This is a genomic window from Steroidobacter cummioxidans (genome assembly GCF_003104955.1).
In genome coordinates, this window is sequence record NZ_LSRW01000047.1 from 13,360 (window position 1) to 35,194 (window position 21,835).

The 21,835-nt window shown below is 62.5% G+C and carries 16 protein-coding genes; 12 read left to right on the forward strand and 4 right to left on the reverse strand.

Features of this window, described 5'->3' with window-relative positions:
* The first annotated feature begins 25 nt into the window (after positions 1–25).
* The 3 genes from D0550_RS21730 to D0550_RS21740 all read left to right on the forward strand — a co-directional run bounded on the left by D0550_RS21730 (position 26) and on the right by D0550_RS21740 (position 4,858).
* Positions 26–1,093: a Glu/Leu/Phe/Val dehydrogenase dimerization domain-containing protein gene (locus tag D0550_RS21730; RefSeq protein ID WP_116811290.1), complete on the forward strand. Its 1,068-nt coding sequence runs from the start codon at positions 26–28 to the stop codon at positions 1,091–1,093.
* A 179-nt stretch (positions 1,094–1,272) separates the two neighbouring features.
* On the forward strand, positions 1,273–2,451 hold the full coding sequence (locus tag D0550_RS21735) for an acetyl-CoA C-acyltransferase (protein WP_116811291.1): 1,179 nt from the start codon (positions 1,273–1,275) through the stop codon (positions 2,449–2,451).
* Positions 2,452–2,581: 130 nt separating this feature from the next.
* Positions 2,582–4,858, forward strand: coding sequence for a PAS domain-containing sensor histidine kinase (locus D0550_RS21740; protein WP_116811292.1), 2,277 nt, complete (start codon positions 2,582–2,584; stop codon positions 4,856–4,858).
* On the opposite strand, the gene D0550_RS21745 is transcribed toward D0550_RS21740, so the two are convergent.
* Entirely contained in the window at positions 4,813–5,622 is an 810-nt protein-coding gene (locus tag D0550_RS21745; RefSeq protein WP_161965975.1) for a FadR/GntR family transcriptional regulator, read from the reverse strand. The two genes, D0550_RS21740 and D0550_RS21745, sit on opposite strands and share 46 nt — an antisense overlap.
* Positions 5,623–5,747: 125 nt before the next feature.
* Between D0550_RS21745 and D0550_RS21750 the strand changes: the two genes are divergently transcribed.
* From D0550_RS21750 to zapE, 7 genes are all read left to right on the forward strand, one after another.
* Complete coding sequence (locus D0550_RS21750; protein WP_116811294.1) at positions 5,748–6,905, forward strand: isovaleryl-CoA dehydrogenase; 1,158 nt, start codon at positions 5,748–5,750, stop codon at positions 6,903–6,905.
* Between the two features lie 72 nt (positions 6,906–6,977).
* Positions 6,978–7,766 carry an enoyl-CoA hydratase-related protein gene (locus tag D0550_RS21755; RefSeq protein ID WP_116811295.1) on the forward strand — a complete coding sequence of 263 codons (789 nt, stop codon included), beginning with the start codon at positions 6,978–6,980 and terminating at the stop codon, positions 7,764–7,766.
* A gap of 132 nt (positions 7,767–7,898) precedes the next feature.
* Positions 7,899–8,660 (forward strand): SDR family oxidoreductase, encoded by a 762-nt coding sequence (locus D0550_RS21760; RefSeq protein ID WP_116811296.1) that lies wholly within the window; start codon positions 7,899–7,901, stop codon positions 8,658–8,660.
* Positions 8,661–8,707: 47 nt separating this feature from the next.
* Entirely contained in the window at positions 8,708–9,475 is a 768-nt protein-coding gene (locus D0550_RS21765; protein WP_116811297.1) for an SDR family NAD(P)-dependent oxidoreductase, read from the forward strand.
* A gap of 69 nt (positions 9,476–9,544) precedes the next feature.
* Positions 9,545–11,158, forward strand: coding sequence for an electron transfer flavoprotein-ubiquinone oxidoreductase (locus D0550_RS21770; protein ID WP_116811298.1), 1,614 nt, complete (start codon positions 9,545–9,547; stop codon positions 11,156–11,158).
* A gap of 26 nt (positions 11,159–11,184) precedes the next feature.
* On the forward strand, positions 11,185–13,140 hold the full coding sequence (locus D0550_RS21775) for an acetoacetate--CoA ligase (protein ID WP_116811299.1): 1,956 nt from the start codon (positions 11,185–11,187) through the stop codon (positions 13,138–13,140).
* Between the two features lie 58 nt (positions 13,141–13,198).
* On the forward strand, positions 13,199–14,311 hold the full coding sequence (gene zapE, locus D0550_RS21780) for a cell division protein ZapE (RefSeq protein WP_116811300.1): 1,113 nt from the start codon (positions 13,199–13,201) through the stop codon (positions 14,309–14,311).
* A gap of 15 nt (positions 14,312–14,326) precedes the next feature.
* Here zapE and D0550_RS21785 read toward each other — a convergent pair whose 3' ends face one another.
* Entirely contained in the window at positions 14,327–15,745 is a 1,419-nt protein-coding gene (locus tag D0550_RS21785; RefSeq protein ID WP_116811301.1) for a tetratricopeptide repeat protein, read from the reverse strand.
* Positions 15,746–15,890: 145 nt separating this feature from the next.
* Between D0550_RS21785 and D0550_RS21790 the strand changes: the two genes are divergently transcribed.
* Entirely contained in the window at positions 15,891–19,691 is a 3,801-nt protein-coding gene (locus D0550_RS21790; protein WP_116811302.1) for an ATP-binding protein, read from the forward strand.
* Positions 19,692–19,747: 56 nt separating this feature from the next.
* Here D0550_RS21790 and D0550_RS21795 read toward each other — a convergent pair whose 3' ends face one another.
* Complete coding sequence (locus D0550_RS21795) at positions 19,748–20,383, reverse strand: 3-oxoacid CoA-transferase subunit B (protein WP_116811303.1); 636 nt, start codon at positions 20,381–20,383, stop codon at positions 19,748–19,750.
* Positions 20,384–20,420: 37 nt separating this feature from the next.
* Positions 20,421–21,137, reverse strand: coding sequence for a CoA transferase subunit A (locus tag D0550_RS21800; RefSeq protein ID WP_116811304.1), 717 nt, complete (start codon positions 21,135–21,137; stop codon positions 20,421–20,423).
* 411 nt (positions 21,138–21,548) lie between these two features.
* On the opposite strand from D0550_RS21800, the gene D0550_RS21805 reads away from it, so the two are divergent.
* Positions 21,549–21,835 (forward strand): acyltransferase family protein (locus D0550_RS21805; RefSeq protein WP_153067260.1); only part of this gene is annotated, 287 nt, incomplete at its 3' end.

The window sequence follows — 21,835 nt, forward strand, 5'->3', positions numbered from 1 at the left end:
CGTCCGAGGTCAGTGAGGGACGGCGATGAACTTGTTCGAAGCGGTCGGCCGGCTCGGTCACGAGCAAGTGGTGTTCTTTCATCATCGCGAAAGCGGCCTGCGCTGCGTGATCGCGATTCACAACACCGTGCTGGGCCCCGGGCTCGGCGGGTTGCGCATGTGGCCGTACGCGAACGAAGCGGACGCCGTGCGCGATGTGCTCAAGCACTCCGCCGACATGACTTACAAAGCCGCGATCGCCGGCCTCAATCTCGGCGGCGCCAAAGGCGTGCTCATCGGCAATCCCGAGACGGACAAGAGCGAAGCTCTGTTTCGCGCGCTGGGTCGTTTCATTCAATCGCTCGGCGGTCGCTACATCACGACCGAAGATGTCGGCACCACTGCCGACGATATGGAGCTCATTCGCCAGGAAACGCGCCACGCAGTCGGCGTGCCGCAGTTGCTCGGCGGCAGCGGCGATCCTTCACGCTTCACCGCGTTGGGCACATTGCATGGCATTCGCGCCTGCATGGAATTCAAGCTCGGGCATGCAGACCTGCGCCGCACGACCTTCGCCGTGCAAGGCGCCGGTCAGGTTGGATATCACCTGGCAAAATCGCTGCGCGCCGCCGGCGCGAAAGTCTTCATCACCGATATCAATGAAGAACGCATCGAGCACGCCGTTGCCGAATTGGGCGCAGAGGCGGTGCCGATGTCACAAATCTACGATGTCGATGCCGATGTTTTCTCGCCATGCGCTCTCAGCGCAGTGATCAACGAAGACACAGTGCCTCGATTGCGTTGTCGCATCGTCGCCGGAGGTGCCAACAATCAACTCGAGTCCGAAGAGCTGGGCACCGAGCTGGAACGTCGCGGCATTCTTTACGCGCCGGACTACGCCATCAACGCCGGCGGTCTGATGAATAGCGCGATCGAGCTGGAGGGCTACAACGAAGACCGCGCCCTGCGTAGCGTCGCGCGCATTCATCCAATCATTACTGGAATACTCACCCTCGCCGCCCGCAACAACATGCCCACCTGGCAAGCGGCGCGACGTCTGGCCGAGGAACGGATTGCTGCACTGAGCCGCATTAAATTGCCTTACGGCGGCTGATAACGAGCGACATTTTGCGGCCTGCGGGCATCTTATTGCACTGCATACAAACTCGGCGTACATTGGGTACTTGCAAGTAAGTTTAGGAGTCGCCATAACTGGCGATGCCTGCTTGCGTGGCGATCGGCGGTTTCGTAGCAGAGCGCCGTTCACGGACAACCTCTAGTCGAGCATTTCCTATGAGCGAACCGGTTTATATCGTTGCCGCCCGCCGCACTCCCATCGGTGCCTTCCAGGGCGCACTCAGCCCGCTGACCGCCCCGCAGCTGGGCGCCGCCGCCGTGCAGGCTGCGATCAAAGACTCCGGCTTGTCGGCCGAGCAGATCGACGAAACCATCCTCGGTTGCGTGCTCATGGCCGGCATCGGCCAGGCGCCGGGCCGTCAGGCCGCACTGGCTGGCGGCGTGCCGCAGAAAGTGCCGGCGACGACCATCAACAAGATGTGCGGCTCGGGTCTGAAGGCCGTGATGATGGCCGCCGATCAGATCCGCGCCGGCTCCGCCAATGTGGTGCTCGCCGGTGGCATCGAATCGATGACCAATGCGCCGTATCTGATTCCGAAAGCCCGCGGCGGTCTGCGCATGGGTCATTCGGAAATCATCGATCACATGTTCTTCGACGGTCTGCAGAGCCCGTTCGACGGCAAGATGATGGGCTCGTTCGCCGAAGCCACGGCCGGCAAGTACGGCTTTACCCGTCAGCAGCAGGATGAGTTCGCCGCCGAGTCCGTGCGTCGCGCGCTGGCCGCTGTCGAAAGCACTGCCTTCAACAACGAAATCGCTCCGGTCACCGTGAAAGACCGCAAGGGCGAGCGCGTCGTCGCCAAGGACGAAACGCCGTTCACTTGCGACATCAACAAGATTCCGAGCCTGAAGCCGGCGTTCGCGAAAGACGGCACTGTCACTGCCGCGAGCTCCTCTTCCATCTCCGATGGCGCCTCTGCCCTGCTGATCGCCAGCGCCGCCGCCGTTCGTCAGCACAACCTCAAGCCGCTGGCTCGCATCGTTGGTTACACCAGCTTCGCGCAGGCGCCCGAGTGGTTCACGACCGCACCGGTCGGTGCGATTCAGTCGTTGCTCACGCAGACGGGCTGGTCCGCTGGCGATGTGGATTTGTATGAAATCAACGAAGCGTTCGCCGTCGTGGCCATGGCTGCAATCAAGGATGTGGGCCTGGACCATGCCAAGGTCAACATCAACGGTGGTGCTTGCGCGCTCGGCCACCCGATCGGCGCCACCGGCGCTCGCATCCTCACCACGCTGGTCCACGCGCTGCGTAATCGCAACTTGAAGCGCGGTGTCGCGTCGCTGTGCATCGGCGGCGGCGAAGCGACGGCGCTGGCGGTCGAAATCGTCTAATCGATTGTGTGTTCCGGGGCAGCGAATCCTCGCGGATTCGTTGCCCCGTTTTTTTTTGGGCCTGTCAGCGCCATCCTCTGGGAACCGAGTCCGCCCCGCATGCCTTCCCTTTCGTTGGGTGGAGGCAGCTATGCAGGCAAAGCCCCGTCATGCAGGGCTGGCAGGCGGTCGTCATAACTACGGCCTGAAGTCGACGAGATCCCCTGCCTTTCTGGCCGGCGGGCAAGCTGCGTCGCTCATCGCAACTCACGACTGGTCGAGCAGTCCGTTGGGGCCCATCGAGCGTTGGCCGCCGGTCCTGAAAATCGCCGTTGCGCTGCTGCTGCGCTCGCCAGTGCCAATGGTGCTGCTGTGGGGCCGGGACAGCATATTTCTTTATAACGACGCTTACGCGAGCTCAGCGGGGGATTCTCATCCGCAGTTGGGCAGCAACGTGCGGGGCCGTGATGAAGCGCTGACTTATTGGCCCGTGGTCGACGATCTCGGCCGTCCTGCGGGCGTACTTGGAAGCGCGCACAACACCACCGAGCGCGTGCTAGCGCAACGTAAGCTGCGCGAGAGCGCGGAGCGTTTTCACGCCTTTCTGCTCGCGAGCACCTCATCGATGTATCGAATGAGCCCGGACTGGCGCGAGATGCGCCAGCTCGACGGCCAGGGGTTCTTGTCCGACACCGCGGCCCCCAGGACGGACTGGCTGCAATCATATATTCCAGTCGATGAGCAGCCGCGGGTGCTGGCGAAGATCGATGCAGCGATCCGCACCAAAACGCCATTCGACCTGGAACATCGCGTGAACCTGCCGGACGGCAGCTTTGGTTGGGCACATTCGAAAGCCGTGCCGATACTCGATGAGCGCGGCAACATCATTGAGTGGTTCGGCGCCGCGAGCGATGTGACCGAACGCAAACGCATGGAAGACGCGCTGCGTGCCGCCGAAGAGCGCTTTCGTTTGTTGTATGAGGCGCAGCACACCGCGCATGTGGTGCTGTCACCCGATCTCACCATCGAGTCCGTCTCTGAACCCTATCTGCGGGCCACGATGACTCGCGAGGAAGATCTGATCGGCAACTATCTGTTCGCCGCCTTTCCGAGCAATCCCGACGATCCGCAAGCCACAGGCGAACAAAACCTGGTCGCTTCGCTGGCCTGGGTCATGGAACATCGCCGCCCGCATCGCATGCCCGTGCAGAAATACGACATCCGGCGCCCCTCGGGAGAATTCGAGGCGCGTTGGTGGGCGCCGCTCAACATCCCGGTGCTCGGCCCCGACGGCAGCGTGCGTCACATCATTCATCAGGTCGAGGACGTCACTGCTGAAATGTTGGAGCGGCAAAAGGCAGCGGAAGCGAAAGCTGCCGAAGAACGCATGCGCGCCGTCGCCGAAGTTCTACGCGACCGAGAGGAGCAATTCCGCACGCTGGCGGATGCCCTGCCCCAGCTCGCCTGGATGGCCGATGAAACCGGCAGGATCTATTGGTACAACCGACGCTGGTACGAGTACACGGGCATGACACTCGAGGAAATGCAGGGCTGGGGCTGGCGCAAGGTGCAGCACCCCGATCATGTCGAGCGCGTCGTGGAGCGCATTCAGCACTCTCGGGATACGGGTGAAGCCTGGGAAGATACATTCCCGCTGCGTGGCGCGAATGGCCAGTACCGATGGTTCTTATCGCGTGCCGTACCGCTGAAAGATGCCGAAGGCTGCGTCACGCGCTGGTTCGGCACCAACACCGACATCACCGAGCGGCAACAGCGTGAGGACTTCCAAAAGCTGCTGTTGTATGAAGTCAGCCATCGCGTGAAGAACAGCCTTGCCATGGTGTCCGGTCTGCTCGATCTGCAGGCCAAAGGCCTCACTGGCACCATGCGCCACACGATCGAAGATGCATCGGTCCGCGTACGCACGGTGGCGACGGTGCACGACCAGTTGTGGCGACAGGCCGATGCTCGTGACATCGAGCTCGCGCCTTTTCTTTCCAATCTGGCTGCGGCACTCGCCACCAGTGCGCCCCGCCACACTACGATCGTCGACGTCGAGCCTGCAATCGTTTCAGCCGACGCGGCCGTACCAATCGGTCTACTGGTCAACGAGCTGGTCACCAACGCTTACAAACATGCCTATGCGCCCGACAGCGCAGGCGAAGTGCGCATCACCGGGCGGCGCACCAAGAAACGATGCTACGAGCTCGCGGTAGCGGACGCCGGCCGCGGCGTACCGAAAGACTTCGATCTTCGAAAAAAATCGCGCGGCAGCCTCGGCATGCGCGTGGTGACCAGCCTCGCAGCTCAACTGCAGGGCACTTTACGGGTCAGCGCCGCCCACCCGGGAACCCGCTTCACCGTGGAGTTCCCGACCAAGGGTTACACCGAGATCGGCGTATCCGGCGAGATGCCCGCGACTTCATAACCTCGTTTGAAGTCGCGCACATGCTTCGACATCCACTTTCTCGCCTCGTCCGCGTTCTTGTCTCTGACCGCGACGATGATGCGCCGCTGCGCGTCTGTGATGCGCGCGCGGGCCTGCGGAACCGTATCGATCATTCGAGCTAGCGAAGGCGCCAGCACTTGAGCAAGCGACTGCTTCGCCAGCACCAGCACCCGATTGCGCGACGCCGTGCCGAGCTGCTCGAAGAATGTGCCGACGATATTCACAGCGTCGGGATCGCCTTCCGGAGAATCGCGAAACGCCTCGCTGGTCTGGGTGAGCGCGACCAGATCGGCTTGCACCCGGCGCACCGCGGCCAGCGCGGCCACTTCCGGCTCGATCACCATCATCGCTTCCCAAACATCAACGAACGACACCTCGTGCAGCACCAGCGCGTGACGCATGCCCGACGCCACCTTCGCCGCCTCCGGCCGACTTACGATCATGCGCTTTGCGCCGGGCGGCCGCGCCACGAGGCCGGCACTTTCCAGCTGTCTCAGCGCTTCTCGTACTGTGGATCGATGCACGCGGAATTGCTGGGCGAGCTCGAGCTCCGCTGGCAGCACATCGCCATCGCGCAATGCGCGCGACAGAATTTTATGTTCGATAGCGGAGGAAACTTTCGTATAGGCGGGCGCCCGCTCGACTGGATCGAACAGCGCTACGGTGTCGGTAGTTTCAGTCGCGCCCGGTGCGCCAGCGCCGGGACGGCGTGGGCGGGCTGCAGATATCGTCTTTTTTTTCATGACCATGGTGTCTAAGCGGTCGTAGGGCGCAAAAGAGGTTATTGACTAAAAGACGGACTGTCGGACAATAGGTCAATTCGAGCGCCGGCGCCATCCGCCGGACCAGCACATGATCGGGGGCCGTCGTGGAAGATTTCGATTTCGGTTTGGGTGAAGATCTGGACGCATTGCGCGCCACGGTAGCGAAGTTTGCGAGCGAGCGCATCGCTCCGCTGGCTGCCGATATCGACCGTACCAACAAATTCCCGCGCGAGCTGTGGCCGGCGCTGGGCGAGCTGGGCCTGCTTGGCATCACCGTCGAGGATGAATACGGCGGCAGCGGCCTGGGCTATCTCGCCCACGTCATCGCGATGGAAGAAATCAGCCGCGCCTCCGCGTCGGTCGGCCTGTCCTATGGCGCGCACTCGAATCTGTGCGTCAACCAGCTTCGCCGCTGGGGCACGCCCGCGCAGAAGGAACGTTATCTCCCCCGCCTCATCTCCGGCGAGCACCTCGGCGCGCTGGCGATGAGCGAGCCGGGCGCCGGCTCCGACGTGGTCGGCATGGGCACACGCGCCGTGAAGAAGGGCGACAAGTACGTCCTGAACGGCAACAAGATGTGGATCACCAACGGTCCGACCGCCGAAACCCTCGTGGTCTACGCAACCCTCGATCCCGAACTCGGCCCGCGCGGCATCACGGCGTTCATCATCGAACGCGGCATGAAAGGCTTCTCCACGGCGCAGAAGCTCGACAAGCTCGGCATGCGCGGCTCCGACACGTGCGAGCTGGTGTTCCAGGATTGCGAAGTCCCCGCCGAGAACGTGCTGCATCAAGAAGGTAAAGGCGTGCAGGTGTTGATGAGCGGTCTGGATTATGAGCGCGTGGTGCTGGCAGGCGGGCCGCTCGGCATCATGCGTGCTTGTATGGATATTGTCATCCCCTACACGCACGAGCGTCGTCAGTTCGGACGAGCGATCGGCACGTTCCAGCTCATGCAGGGCAAGATCGCCGACATGTACACGACCATGAATGCATGCCGGGCCTATGTTTATGCCGTGGCGGCTGCCTGCGATCGCGGCAAAGTCACGCGCTTCGATGCGGCTGGCTGCATTCTGCAGGCCTCCGAGAAAGCAACGCAGATGGCGCTGGAAGCGATTCAAACGCTGGGTGGCAACGGCTACATCAACGATTACGATACCGGCCGCCTGCTGCGCGACGCGAAGCTGTACGAGATCGGCGCCGGCACCAGCGAAATCCGCCGCATGCTGATCGGCCGCGAGATTTTCGAAGCCACGGCGTAAGCGTTAGCAAGCCAGACAAGTGTCGCATGCAGTCATGGACTGCATGCGACCTGAATCCGCGGGAGCTCACTCATGTCGACCGTCACCACCAGCATCGATTCCCGAGGCGTCGCGACGCTGACGCTCAATCGCCCCGAAAAGCACAACGCCCTCGACGGCGCGACCATGGGCGAAATGTATGAGGCGCTGACGAAGCTCGGCAACGATCCGACAGCACGTGTCGTGGTGCTTACCGGCGCGGGCGCAAGCTTCTGTGCCGGTGCAGACATCGGCCACATGCGCTCGATGATGAACTTTACCGAAGAGCAGAACGTTGCCGACGCGCAGGTGCTGGCCAGGCTGCTGCGCAAGCTGGATGAATTCGAGCTGCCCATCATCGCACGCGTCAATGGCAATACATTTGGTGGCGGTGTCGGCGTCGTCGCCTGCGCGGATATTGCGATCGGCGCAGCCTCGGCGAAATTTGCGTTGACCGAAGTGCGACTCGGCATCGTGCCGGCGGCGATCTCTCCTTACGTCGTCGATGCTATCGGCAGTCGTCAGGCGCGTCGTTTGTTTCTCACTGCAGCACCTTTCACCGCCGCCGAGGCGCAGAGCCTGGGGCTGTTGCATTTCACAGCGGCGCCCGAGCAGCTCGATCAACTCGTCAACGAGCAGATCGATCATTTGCTGCGCGGTGGACCGCAGGCCGTGCGTGCAGCAAAACAGCTGGTCAAGCGCGTTGCGCACTTCCACGATCGCGATGTGCTCGGCGATGAAACCGCTCGCCTGCTGGCGCGTTTGCGCGTCAGCCCCGAGGGCAAGGAAGGTCTGTCGGCGTTCCTGGAGCGCAGGAAAGCAGGCTGGGTGCCGCAGGAGTAATTGGCTACCGTTGTCGTGGTGAAACTGGCTGGTGGAACGATGCGCCAGCCTGGATTTATGGCGGAATACCCCCTTTGTGCAACGCAAAATTAGGGGTAACATCCGACCCCTTTGAACAGGTCTGGGGGCCCAATGCAGCTGGACGGAAAGCTCGTCGCCATCACCGGCAGCGGTCGCGGCATTGGCCGCGCCATGGCAGTGGCCTTCGCTCGCAAGCGTGCCAACCTCGCACTGATCGATCTCAATGCCGAGCACCTGGCTCAGACCAAAGCGCTGTGCGAAGCAGAAGGCATCCGCGCTGTCACCTATCTTTGCAATGTCACGCACGAGCAGGAAGTCGAGAGCACGCTCGATCGGGTCGTAAGCGACTTCGGCCGGCTCGATGTGATGATCAACAATGCCGGCATCACCAAAGATGCGTTGCTGATCAAGGCACAGGACGGCAAGGTCATCAACAAGATGTCCATGGATCAGTGGCGCGCCGTTGTCGATGTAAATCTCACAGGCGTGTTTCTGGGCGCACGCGAAGCCGCCGCCCGCATGGTCACGCTGGGCAACGGCGGCGTCATCATCAGCACCTCGAGCATCTCCCGCGCGGGCAACATGGGCCAGTCGAACTACTCCGCCACCAAGGCTGGCGTCGTTTCGATGACGGTGGTGTGGGCCAAAGAGCTCGCGCGCTACGGCATCCGCACCGGTGCGATTGCTCCGGGCTTTACGCGCACCGAAATTCTCGACACGATGAAACCCGAGATGATCGAGCGCGCCGTCAACGCAGTACCGCTGCGTCGCATGGCAGAACCGGCCGAGATGGCCCATGCCGCGATCTTCATCGCGGAGAACGATTACTTTTCCGGCCGTGTCATCGAAGTGGATGGCGGCCAGAGACTCTGACCGCAGCTACTCGATGTTGCGGGCTATTTGAGATAAAGGGGTAAGTCATGAAGTTGAATGAAGTGCGGGCCGTCATCACGGGCGGCGCCTCGGGCCTCGGCCATGCAGTCGCGCAGCGGCTGATCAGCGCCGGCGGAAAAGTCACGCTGCTCGATGTGAACGAAGCGGCCGGTCAGGCCGCCGCTCAGGCGCTCGGCAGCAGCGCGTTCTTCTCAACCGTGGACGTCGCCAATGAAGCGGCCGTCGACGCCGCGATCGCCAAGGCCAAGAGCGACATGGGCGGCTTGAATCTCGCCGTCAATTGCGCCGGCGTGGCCTGGCCGCGTCGTATCGTCAACAAGGAAGGCGCCATGCCGGGCGACTTCTTCCGCAAGGTGGTCGAGATCAACCTGGTCGGCACGCTGCTGGTCGCCAAGGCCGCTGCCGCTGCGATGGGCACCAACGGCCAGAACGAAGAAGGCGAGCGCGGCGTGATCGTGATGACCGCGTCGGTCGCTGCGTTCGACGGCCAGATCGGCCAGGTCGCCTACTCCGCTTCCAAGGCCGGCGTCGCCGGCATGACGTTGCCGATGGCGCGCGATCTTTCGACCGCCGGCATTCGCGTCATGACCATCGCTCCGGGCATCTTCAAGACGCCGATGATGGCGTCGCTGCCGCAGGAAGCGCAGGACTCGCTCGGCAAGCAAGTGCCGTTCCCGCCGCGCCTGGGCCGTCCGGAAGAGTACGCCGCACTGGTCGCGCACATTTGCGAGAACACCATGCTGAACGGTGAAGTCATCCGTTTGGACGGTGCCATCCGCATGGCGCCGAAATAATAAGTACCTCGCTCCCATAGACGACAAAACGACAACACGCGAGCGGCTGTAGCCCACGAGACTCAAGCCATGACCGAACGTGAAGTAATGGAGTATGACGTCGTGATCGTCGGCGCCGGCCCTGCGGGGCTGGCGTGCGCGATCCGGCTCAAGCAGCTCAAGCCCGATCTGAACATCTGCGTGCTGGAAAAGGCTTCGGCCGTCGGCGCGCATTCGCTGTCGGGCGCGGTGCTGGAATCCGGCCCACTGGAAGCGCTGCTGCCGAACTGGCGCACCGAGTACACCGGCATGAAAGTGCCGGCGGCCGAAGACGACGTGCGGCTGATGACGCGCACCGGGTCGTTCAAGCTGCCGAACTGGGCGGTGAATCTCTCGCCCATGAACAATCATGGCAATTTCATCGTCTCGCTCGGCCAGCTGACGCCCTGGATGGCGTCGCAGGCCGAGGCGCTCGGCGTCGACATCTTCCCGGGCTTTGCCGCCGCTGAAGCGGTGTTCGACGAGAACGGCGCCGTCAAAGGCGTGCGCATCGGCGACATGGGCATCGAGAAAGATGGCGAACCCGGCCCGAACTACACACCGGGTGTGGAGATCCATGCGGGCACGACGGTGCTGGCCGAAGGCTCGCGCGGCTCGATGTCCAAACAGCTCATCGCCAAATACAACTTGCGCGATGGCATCGATCCGCCGACGTTCGGTTTGGGCTTCAAGGAACTTTGGCAGTTGCCGCCGGGTCGCGTGCAGCCGGGCCGCATCGAGCATGCGTTCGGCTGGCCGCTCGATACCGCAACCTACGGCGGCAGCTTCCTTTATCACCTCGACAACGATCGCGTGTATGTCGGCTATGTCGTGGGCCTGAACTACAAGGATCCGCGACTGAAGCCGTTCGAGGCGTTTCAGCAGTTCAAGAATCATCCGCGCATCAAGCCGCTGCTCGAAGGCGGCGAGATTCTCGCGGCGGGTGCCCGCACGATTGCGGCGGGTGGCTATCAATCCCTGCCCCGCCTCGATATGCCGGGTGCCATGCTGATCGGCGACGCCGGCGGCACGCTCAACGTCTTCAAGATCAAGGGCATTCACCAGGCGATCCGCTCCGGCACCCTGGCCGCCGAGCACCTGGCCGAGCAAGGCAAGAGCGTGGGCTTCGATGCCCGCTGGCGGAACTCCGCCGGGCATCAAGAATTGCACTCGGTGCGGAACTTCAAGCCGGCATTCAAGCGCGGGCTGTACTTTGCGATGCTCAATGCCGGCATCGAAGCGCTGCTGAAGGGCAAGGTGCCCTGGACCCTGCGCAACACGGCGGACTGGTCGGCACTGGAGAAACTGGATGACTATGCGTCGCCGGATCGCGGCTGGAGCGATCGCACGCTGCCGCCACGCGACCGCCTGGCGTCGGTGTTTTTTGCCGGTAACGTCCACGATGAGGCGCAACCGGCGCACCTGAAGGTGCTGGACACGTCGATCTGCGTCACTCGGTGTACCAAGGAATATGGAAACCCTTGCCAGAACTTCTGCCCGGCCGGCGTGTACGAAATGGTCGATGACGGCCAGGGCGGCAAGCGTCTGCAGATCAACGCCGCCAACTGCGTACATTGCAAGGCGTGCGACATCAAGGATCCGTACGAGATCATCAACTGGACCACGCCGGAAGGCGGCTCGGGCCCGAACTACCAGAACATGTAGTTACTGGCGCGCGGCGGGTCGCTGATATGGAACCCGCCGCGCAGCCGATCTGGACGCCCTCCCCCGAGCGTACGCACGACGCGGCGCTCACCCGCTTCTCACATTACGTACAAGAGCGCTACAAAGCGCCGATACACGACTACACCTCGCTGCACCGCTGGTCGGTCGAGTTCCCCGAGCACTTCTGGAATGCGCTGTGGGATTTTTGCGAGATCCGCTGCTCGCAAAAAGCACAACAAACCATCGAAGACGGCGCTCGCATGCCCGGCGCCCGCTGGTTCGTCGGCGCGCTGTTGAACTATGCCGAGAATCTCATTCCGGCCGGCGACGATTCGATCGCCATCATCTTCCGTAACGAAAGCGGCGAGCGGCGGGAGCTGACGCGATATCAGCTGCGCGCCGAAGTCGCGCGGGTCGCAGACGGCCTGAAACGAGCAGGCGTCAGGATGGACGATCGCGTTGCCGGCTATCTGCCCAACATCCCCGAAGCCGTCATCGCGATGCTGGCCACCACCAGCCTGGGCGCGATCTGGTCCTCCTGCTCGCCGGACTTCGGCACCGGCGCCGTGGTCGATCGCTTCGGACAAATCAAGCCGCGCGTATTGTTTGCTACGGACGGCTACCGGTACGCCGGCAAGAACTTCGACTGCATGCCAACCGTCGCCGCGGTGTGCAAACAGATCCCCAGCATCGAGCAGGTGGTGCTCGTACCCTATCTCAACCCCGATGCGCGCACCGATCGACTGCCGCAGGGCGTGACCTTCAGTCTGTTCGGCAAGAGCAGGAAAGCACTGTCGTTCTTGCAGCTGCCATTCGAGCAGCCAGCGTTCATTCTGTATTCGTCCGGCACGACCGGCGCACCCAAGTGCATCGTGCACAGCGCCGGCGGTGCGCTGCTGCAGCAGATGAAAGAAAACATTCTGCATTCGGACATGGGGCGCGAGGATCGTTATTTCTATTTCACGACCTGCGGCTGGGTGATGTGGAATAGCCTGGTGAGCGGCCTGGCGACGGGTGCGACCATTGTGCTGTTCGATGGCGCGCCGTTGCAGCCGGACCCGAAAATTCTGTGGCGTCTGGCCGCCGAAGAGCGCGTCACGATTTTTGGCACGGGGCCGAGGTTTCTCACGACCTGCGAACAACTTGGTCTGCGACCGCGCGAGGAATTCGATCTGAGCGCGCTACGAACCGTGCTATCGACCGGTGCGCCGCTGAGCCCGGCCAGTTATCGATACGTTTATCGGGACGTGCACCCCGATGTGCAGCTCTCCTCCATTTCCGGCGGTACGGACATCATGGCGTGCTTCGGCACCGGCTGCCCCTGGCTGCCAGTGTATGAAGGCGAGATGCAGGCGCTCGGCTTGGGAATGAAAGTCGAAGTGTTCGACGACTCCGGCAAGTCACTGATCGGTCAGCAGGGCGAATTGGTGTGCACTCACCCGTTCCCGTCGCTGCCGGTCGGTTTCTGGGGCGACACGCAGGCGGATCATTTCATGGCCACTTATTTCGCCCGCTATCCAAATGTCTGGTGGCATGGCGATCTGGCCACGATCACCTCCCGAGGCGGCCTGATCGTGCACGGCCGTTCCGATGCCGTGCTGAAGCCCAGCGGCGTACGCATCGGCACAGCCGAGCTGTATCGCCAGCTGGAGCAAGTCGACGAGGTGGTCGAAGCGGTCGCCATCGCTCAGGAGCTCAAGGGCGACGTGCGGATCGTGCTGTTCGTCCGCCTGCGCGACGGCCTGACACTCGATGAGCCGCTGCGCGACAAGATCTGCCGGACCATCCGCGACAACACTTCCCCGCGCCACGTCCCGTCCAAGGTCATTCAGGCGCCGGACCTGCCCCGGACCCTCAATGGCAAGCTGGTGGAGCTGGCGGTCCGCGATGTGGTCCATGGCCGCGTGCCCAAGAGCCTGGCGGCCCTGGCAAATCCGGACTCGCTGGCCTTCTTCAAGCACCGCCCGGAGCTGAAGGACTGAACCGAACGCCGCTTGCGGTTACTATTGGCGCCGACAGGACGATTCAAAAGCTCCAGCAGTGCCCGACCACCCTACGCCCGCGACCACCGTCGCCGCCCTCTACGACATCGAATGCACCCGCCTCGGGTATCAACGCGATCCCGTGCAGGAGCGTGTGGTCGCGCATCTGGATGATTTGCGGCAGCGCCTGCTGGCACCGCAACCCAAGGGGGGGCTGTTCAAAGGCCTGCTGTCATCGCGGAAGGAACATCAGCTGCAGAAGGGTCTGTACCTGTGGGGCGGCGTGGGCCGCGGCAAGACCTGGCTGATGGATCTGTTCTATCAATCGCTGCCCTTCAAGGACCGGCAGCGCAGCCACTTCCATCGGTTCATGCAGTCGGTGCACGACGAGCTGAAGAAACATCAGGACCGCGCCGACCCGCTGGAGCTGGTCGCCGAAAAGATCGCCAAGAAGACCCGCATCATCTGTTTCGACGAATTCTTCGTGTCCGACATCGCGGACGCGATGCTGCTCGGCACTTTGTTCCGAGCGTTGTTCGATCGCGGCGTCACGTTAGTGGCAACGTCAAACGTGCCGCCGGACGACCTTTACAAGGAAGGTCTGCAGCGCGCGCGTTTTCTGCCCGCGATCAAGCTCTTGAAAGAAAACACACAGGTCGTTCACGTCGACAGCACAACCGACTATCGCCTGCGCCTGCTGGAAAAGGCGACAACCTGGTTCGATTCGCACGATGCCAAGACCACGCCGGCGCTGGTCAGTCTCTTCGAAGCGATGGCAGGCGAGCCTGGCGAGGTCGATGCGACACTGACGTTGAACCATCGCCGTCTGCATGCGAAGCGCCACGCCGGCGATGTCATCTGGTTCACATTCAAGGAACTGTGCGACGGGCCGCGCGGCCAGGCCGACTACATCGAGATCGCGCGCTGCTATCACACCGTGTTCGTCAGCGATATTCCTTCGCTCGGCGTGGAGTCGGAAAACCAGACACGGCGCTTCATCACCATGATCGACGAGTTCTACGACCGCGCCGTCAAGCTGATCGTTTCGGCCGACCAGCCGGTGACCGAGCTGTATCACGGCGCGAAGCTCAAGTTCGAATTCGAGCGCACGCAGAGCCGTCTGATCGAGATGCAGTCGCAGGAGTATCTCGCGCGACCGCACCAGCCCTGAGCATCGACCGGAGCATCAGCCCGACAGCGCCATCGTCCTTTGCGGCATGAACTGCGCTTTGCGACGCGTTTCCGCACTCTCTATCGCCCGAGCCGCGGCGCCCATGTCACCGCCCTGCTCCATCACTCGCGCAGTCAGCTGCCAGTTGAACGGGCTCGACGGCTTCAACTGCGTCCGCTCTGCGATCAATGCCCGCGCCAGCCGGATCTGGCCCGAACGCAGTGCCGCCTCGATCAACGTGAGATGAATCAAGTCGCGCTGCGCATTGCTACCCCCGAAGCGGTTCGCAATGGTCCGGATCGCCTGCAACCGACGCACCACATCGTCATAGTTGCCCTCGGCGAACGACACAAGCGCTTGCGCCAGCGGTAAACCCACGTCGCGCGTCATCATCGCGTTCGTGTCCGTACCGGCGCACTTCTGCTCCATCGCCGCGATCGTCTGTCGCGCCAGATCGAATCGCTGCGCACCGACGAATGCCATGACCGCATGCGCATCGTTGAACGCGTAATAGGCGTGATCGACGAACGGCTCCCAACAACTGGCCAGAGCGCGCCAGCGATCGGCTACATCGACACCGCGCAACTGCAATCGCCAGAGCATCGCCGACCCGTCGAGCATTTCCAGTGGCACTTGCGACGGCGCCGGCCTGACGCGGCGGTCATACAGATCCAGCACCTGCGACACATTGCCCGCATCGAGATGAAGCAAGGCGAGATGCCACCAGTTGTGGCACGCCAGACCATTGTTGTCCGCCCAATCCCGCTCACGTGAGGTCAGAAAATCGATGCCCTCGCGGATGCGACCTTGCATCTCCATCACGTGAGTCACGGCGTGCACGCCCCAGGCGTCGACCGGATTGATTTCCAGCGCCCGGCGACCCACGTCCTCGGCGCGCGAATACAGCCCGTTCTCCTCCAGACCGAACGCATACATTCCGAGGACATAGTTATATCCCGGCGCGCTCGTGTCCCACTCCGGCAACACCTGCGCCACGCGATCGCGCAGCATGGTGCCGGAGCCGTTGAAGAAATCGCCGACGTGCGCCACCTGCAGCGCCAGCAGATCCCGCGGATATTCCAACAGGATTTCGCCATAGCGATGCACCGAGCCGGCGAAGTCGCCCTGCAGCCAGGTACGCGCTGCGGCAGCGTGCGCCCGCTCACGATCGTTAGCCCGGCGACCTAACGATTCGATGGCCTCGATGCTCTCCGTCAGCAGTGGCACCACCATGCGATCTGTCGCCATGATCATGAGCGCGGCCCGCAGACAATGCCCCATGGCGAAGTCTGGATCGGTCTCCAGGGCCAATTGAATCGTCGCCAGCGGATCGAGCCGGTAACTCACCGACAGTTCCAGCGCCTGCTCGAACTGCGCCATCGATGCGGTGCTGCGGGCGGAAACCGGGCAACCGCGTAAATCTCGTAGAGACATGACCTTCCTCCTGCGGGATGTGAGGCAGGCCGACAAAGAGGGCCGGCCATGGGATGTATTTGTACGCAGCCCTCGTGAGTTGAAGGTCTCGACAGCCGTGAAAAATGCGTGAAAATGCGGCAAACAAATTCGCGCAGATTCGCCCGTGAGTGCACTGACTTTACAAGTCCTGGGCTCATTTCACGTCCGCGACGCGAGCGGCGGCGAAGTCCGCATTGCTTCGCGCAAAGGTCGCGCCCTGCTCGCCTATCTCGCATTGCGTCCCGGTGAATCTCACAGCCGCGATCGCCTCGCCCATTTGCTTTGGGAAGATGCCGACGAGGAATTGGCGCGAACCAGCTTGCGTCAGGCGCTGGCCGCGCTGAGAAAATCCCTGCCGACCGCAGCGCAGACAGCGTTGCTCGCCGACACCGACAGCGTCGGTATAGATGCCGGCTTGCTACAAAGTGACATCGCAGCATTTCGCGACGCCCTGCTCGCCGGCACACGCACTGCGTTGCAAGACGCAATCAGCCACTATCGCGGCGACTTGTTAGACGGCTTCGACGCACGCTCGACCGCCTTCGATGAATGGCTGAGCAGCGAGCGCAGCGCCTTACGCAAACAAATGGGCGATACCCTGCAGCGCCTCACCGATCTGTGCATGGCGGCCAAGGACAACGATGGCGCGTTGACAGCGTGCACCAAGCTCGTATCGCTGGAACCGCTCAATGAAGCCGCGCACCGTCGCATCATGGAGCTGCAAGCCAAGCGCAACTCATATGCCGAAGCGCTTCGTCAGTATCGTGTGTGTCGCGATGTATTGCGTCGAGAGCTGGATGTTTCACCCGAAGCAGCGACCGAGCAGCTGTATCGCGAACTGATGCGCAAACGACGTGCGGCAGTTGCCGGGGCCGCCGATAGCGAGCCATTCATTGACCAGGCTGTCGACGCCGCGCCAGCGCCTGCCGCACGTCAGGAGTTGCGGCCCAGCCTGCGCGACGCGACGATATTCGTCGCTCGGCTCGAGGGTTTGCTGGAAACCGAAGCACGACTCGACCCCGAAGAGGCGCAATTGCTCTCGAACGAGTTTCAACGCCGCGTGCAAAGTGCGGTTCAGGAATTCGGCGGACTCACCGATCGCCGGGTCGGCTCGAATGTCATGGCGGTGTTCGGCATCCCTCATTCGTATGGCAATGAAAACGAGCGCGCCGGGCGTGCCGCGTCGATGTTACGTGACGTAGTGAACGCGAAGCCGTGGCCCGTGCCCTGCAAGCTGGCACTGCGCATTGGCATCGCCCAGGGGCAGGTCCTCTGCGGCAGCGAAGTGTTTCCCTTGAGCGGACGACCAACCCACGAAGCGCATACGCTGGCGGCGCAGGCGCGAGACGGCGAAGTGTTGATCTCGGAGGATATGCGCGCGCTGAATGCCATTGGCGCCGACGGTGCCACGGCCACGCAACCGTTCGTTGGACGTCGTCCGGAACTGGCGATGATTCTCGCGTCGCTGGATCGATGCATGTCGAGCCGGCACGGTCGCGCGATCATCGTGCGCGGTGAAGCGGGGATTGGCAAAACACGGCTGGTCGATACCGTTAGAAGCGCAGCCGTCGAGCGCGGCGTCGGCGTTCATTCGGCTCAGATTTTCGATTTCGGTCAGTCGCCCGGCCGCCGCCCGATCACGACCTTGGCCCTGAGCCTGCTTGGCATCCACACCGATGCGCCCGCTGCTGAACGCAAAGCCGCCGCGCAACGCATGGCTGCGCTGAGGCGCGGCAGCATCGATCAAATCATCTTCTTGAGCGATCTGATCAACGCGCCCCTGGAGCCGGAGTTGGCGGCATTGGAGAAAGCGATGGAAGTCGCCACTCGTCAGCGCGGTCGCACGCTGGCGCTGGCGCAGATCATCGAAGCGGCGGCGCAGCGCTCACCGCAGCTGCTGGTCGTCGAAGACGTGCACTGGGCAGACACGGATGAGCTGGCGCGACTCGGCGAGATCGCAGCCGTGGTCGCGAACTGTCAGATCCTGTTCATCATGACGACGCGTCCGGAGGGCGATCCCATCAGCGCAAGCTGGCGCGCTCGTGCTCGCGGTTGCCCGGTAACGACGGTGGATCTCGCACCGCTGGCCGAAGACGAAGCACAGGAACTGGCGGCGCATTATCCCGCGCTGTCGAGCGAGACCATTCAGGAATGTATCGTGCGAGCGGATGGCTATCCGCTGTTTCTCGATCAGCTACTGCGCTCGGCCAGCACCGGCCAACATACATTGCCCGGATCGGTGCGCTCCTTGGTGCTGTCACGCGCCGATAGTCTGTCGGAACAAGATCATCGGGCTCTGGAGGCCGCCGCCGTGCTGGGTCAGCGGACCGAGCTGGCGGTTGTGCGTCGCATGCTCGAAGACGACAGCTACGAGCCCGCAAACCTCATTGCCACCGCGCTCGTGCGCAGCGATGGCATCGATTTGGAGTTCGCTCACGCGCTGTTCCGTGACGCCATCTATGAGTCGACTCTGAAGTCGCAGCGACGAGCGCTACATCGTGTGGCCTCGGAGTGGTTTGCATCTCGCGATCTCTCGCTCCACGCCGAGCATCTGGCCGCGGCGGATGACGACAACGCCGCCGAGGCTTACATCAAAGCCGCCGAAGCCGAGCGCACGGCCCTTCGATACGAACGTGCGCTCAACCTGGCCAACAAGGCGAGCGCCGTCGCACGAGAGCCGATGATGCTGCATCGGACCAGCATGCTGCTCGGTGAGTTGCTGCTGCATCTGGGTCGCACTCACGACGCGCTGGCGGCATATCGCGAAGCTTTGGATTTCGCCATCGAGCAGACCGGTCATGGCACGGCGTGGCTCGGCGTCGCCTCGGCCTTGCGCGTGATGGATCGCCATGAAGAGGCGCTCGATGCATTGGAGCGCGCACAGACCTTGTTTGGCGAAACCGCCGATGCACAAACCCGGGCCCGGATGAGCACCTTGCACGGCAATCTTTGTTTTCCTCTCGGTCGCTTCGATGCTTGTTTGCAAGCCCACCAGACGGCCTATCAATACGCGCAGCAAGCCAACTCTCCGCCCGAACTGGCCCGCGCTTTGGGCGGGCTCGGCGATGCTCACTATCAGCGCGGCAACCTGCTGACGGCGCGCCAGCATTTCGTGCAATGTGTGAAGGAAGCGCGCGAACACGGATTGATCAGCGTGCTGCTCGCGAACCTGCCGATGGTCGGTATTACTCACGTCTATTGCGGCGAAGTCGCTGCCGGGCGCGCCAGCCTGCAAGAGTGCCGGGAGATCGCACGCCGCGTCGGCGATTTGCGCAGCGAGATGATTTCGGTGCTGTGCCTCACGTCCGGCTTGATCCTGCAAGGCAAGCATGAGGAGCGCAGCCAGCTGGCCAGACAAGCGATGCGGATGGCGAAACAACTGGGCGCGCGCCGCTTTCATGCCGAATGCCTGGGCATCCTCGCCAGTTGCATGACGGCCCCGGAGAGTCGCGACGAAGCCCTGCGTCTGGTCGCGGAAGGCCTGCAGCTCAGCCGCGAACTGGGCATGTCCTACTGCGGAGCTTCGCTGCTGGGAATATTGGCGCGCTTGACGCCCGATCCGGCGCAACGTGCAGCCGCGCTCGCAGAAGGTGAAACCGTGCTCGCCTCAGGCTGTGTCAGTCACAGCTATTTCGAGTTCTATCACCACGCGATGGAAGTGAGCATCGAGCAAAGCGCCTGGCAGGCGGCGCGCCGTTACGCCAATGACCTGTCCACATACACGGCTGCCGAGCCCCTGGCGCCGACGGATCTACAGAGCGCGCGTGCCCGCTTGCTGGCTGACGTGGGTGAGAACATCATCACGCCACAAACGATTTTCGAGTTGGAGACGCTGAAGCAGCGTTGTCAAACCATGGAAGCGGTGGCGCTCATTCCTGCGGTCGACGCGGCAATCACGCTGGTCAGCCGGCCACCGACCGCCTGACGCAAAAAAGGCCCTCGCGAGAGGGCCTTTTGTTTCAAACAATAGAAATTGCCGACTTACGACTGATACGCCGCGCCAGTCTTCGCTTTCACTTCTTCAGCAGTGACACCCGGCGCCAGCTCGACGAGCTTGAACGGCGACTTGCGGTCCGGACGCGCGAACACCGCGAGTTCCGTAATCAACATGTCGACCACACCCGCGCCGGTCAGCGGCAGGTCGCACTGCTGCTTGAACTTCGGCGAGCCGTCCTTTGACGTGTGCTCCATCACGACCACGACGCGCTTCACGCCCGCGACCAGGTCCATCGCGCCGCCCATGCCCTTCACCATCTTGCCGGGCACCATCCAGTTCGCGAGGTCACCGTTCGCGGACACTTCCATGCCGCCGAGAATGGACAGATCGATGTGGCCGCCACGGATCATGCCGAAGCTGTCGGCCGAGGAGAAATACGAAGAGATCGGCAGCTCGGTGATGGTCTGCTTGCCGGCATTGATCAGGTCGGGATCCTCTTCGCCTTCGAACGGGAACGGTCCCATGCCCAGCATGCCGTTCTCCGACTGCAGCACCACTTTCATTCCTTCCGGAATGTAGTTGGCCACCAGCGTCGGGATGCCGATGCCGAGATTCACATAGAAGCCGTCTTTGAGTTCACGGGCCGCGCGGGCGGCCATTTGATCGCGAGTCCAGGGCATTTGAGTAACCTATGAATTCTGAGGGTGGGATCGAGCTTCAGGCGGCCGTGCGCTTGCGCACCGTGCGCTGCTCGATGCGCTTGACGTAATCCGTGCCCTTGACGATCCGCTGCACGAAAATGCCCGGGGTGTGGATCTGATCCGGATCCAGCGTGCCCGCCTCGACCAGCTCCTCCACTTCCGCGATGGTGACGCGGCCGGCGCTCGCCATCATCGGGTTGAAATTGCGCGCGGTCTTGCGATAGATGAGATTGCCTTCGGTATCGCCCTTCCACGCCTTCACGATCGACAGGTCCGCGGTCAGGCCCGTCTCCAGAATGTATGTATCGCCGTTGACGACGCGCGACTCCTTGCCTTCGGCGACCAGCGTGCCGGCGCCGGTGCGCGTATAGAAACCGAAGATGCCAGCGCCACCGGCACGAATGCGCTCGGCCAGAGTGCCCTGCGGATTGAATTCCAGCTCCAGCTCGCCGGCCAGATACTGCCGCTCGAACTCTTTGTTCTCGCCGACGTAGGAAGAAATCATTTTCTTGATCTGGCGGGTCTTCAGCAGCATCCCCAGGCCGAAGTCGTCGACGCCGGCATTGTTGGAAACCACCGTCAGGCCTTTCACGCCCGAGTCGCGCAACGCCAGGATCAGGTTCTCCGGAATGCCGCACAGGCCGAAGCCGCCGGACATGACGGTGAGCCCGTCACGCACCACCCCCTCGAGAGCCGCGCGGGCGCTCGGATACACCTTCGATGCATTTGTCATAGAAATTGCCCTGAAATCGCCTGAGAAATCGGCCTGCGGCTGTGCGGCCGCCGCTGTTATGACCGGCGGGGCATTGTACCTGCCCTGCTGCCCCACAGCACTGCTATGCAGATCTGGCGGGCCACGGCAATTGCGCAAATTGCGTGAAACCCTGGATTTCACAGCGAGGCGCCCTGCTCACTGCGTTCTGCGGCAGCCGCGCCGCCAGCCGCGCTCACAGCACGAGTGTCGGATGGGGCTACAGTCCGTTTTGAAAAAGTTGCAGTGCAGCGTTCAGGTTAGGTACAAACCGCACAAAACAGCAAAAACAAATTCATAAGAACACGGCGGGACGGGACGGACATCTTGTTGCACTGGCTGAGGGAAAGCTTCGAACTGGCGCGTGGCGGAAGTGCCCATAACGTCAGGCCCATGGAGGGCCTGCGTGGCTTGGCCGTACTGCTGGTGTTCCTGGTTCATTACGAATCGCTGCTCGAGCCGTGGATCGCAGCAGATGCGTCGCTTGGCGTCGTCGCCGGGGCATTGCGCATCATCGGCAATAGCGGCGTCGATCTGTTCTTCGTGCTCAGCGGCTACCTGATCTACGGCTCGCTGCTGACGCGCCAGCAATCCTTCCTGCACTTCTTCACGCGACGGCTGCAGCGAATCTATCCCGCGTTTACAGCTGTATTCCTGTCTCTTATACACATCTCCGAGCC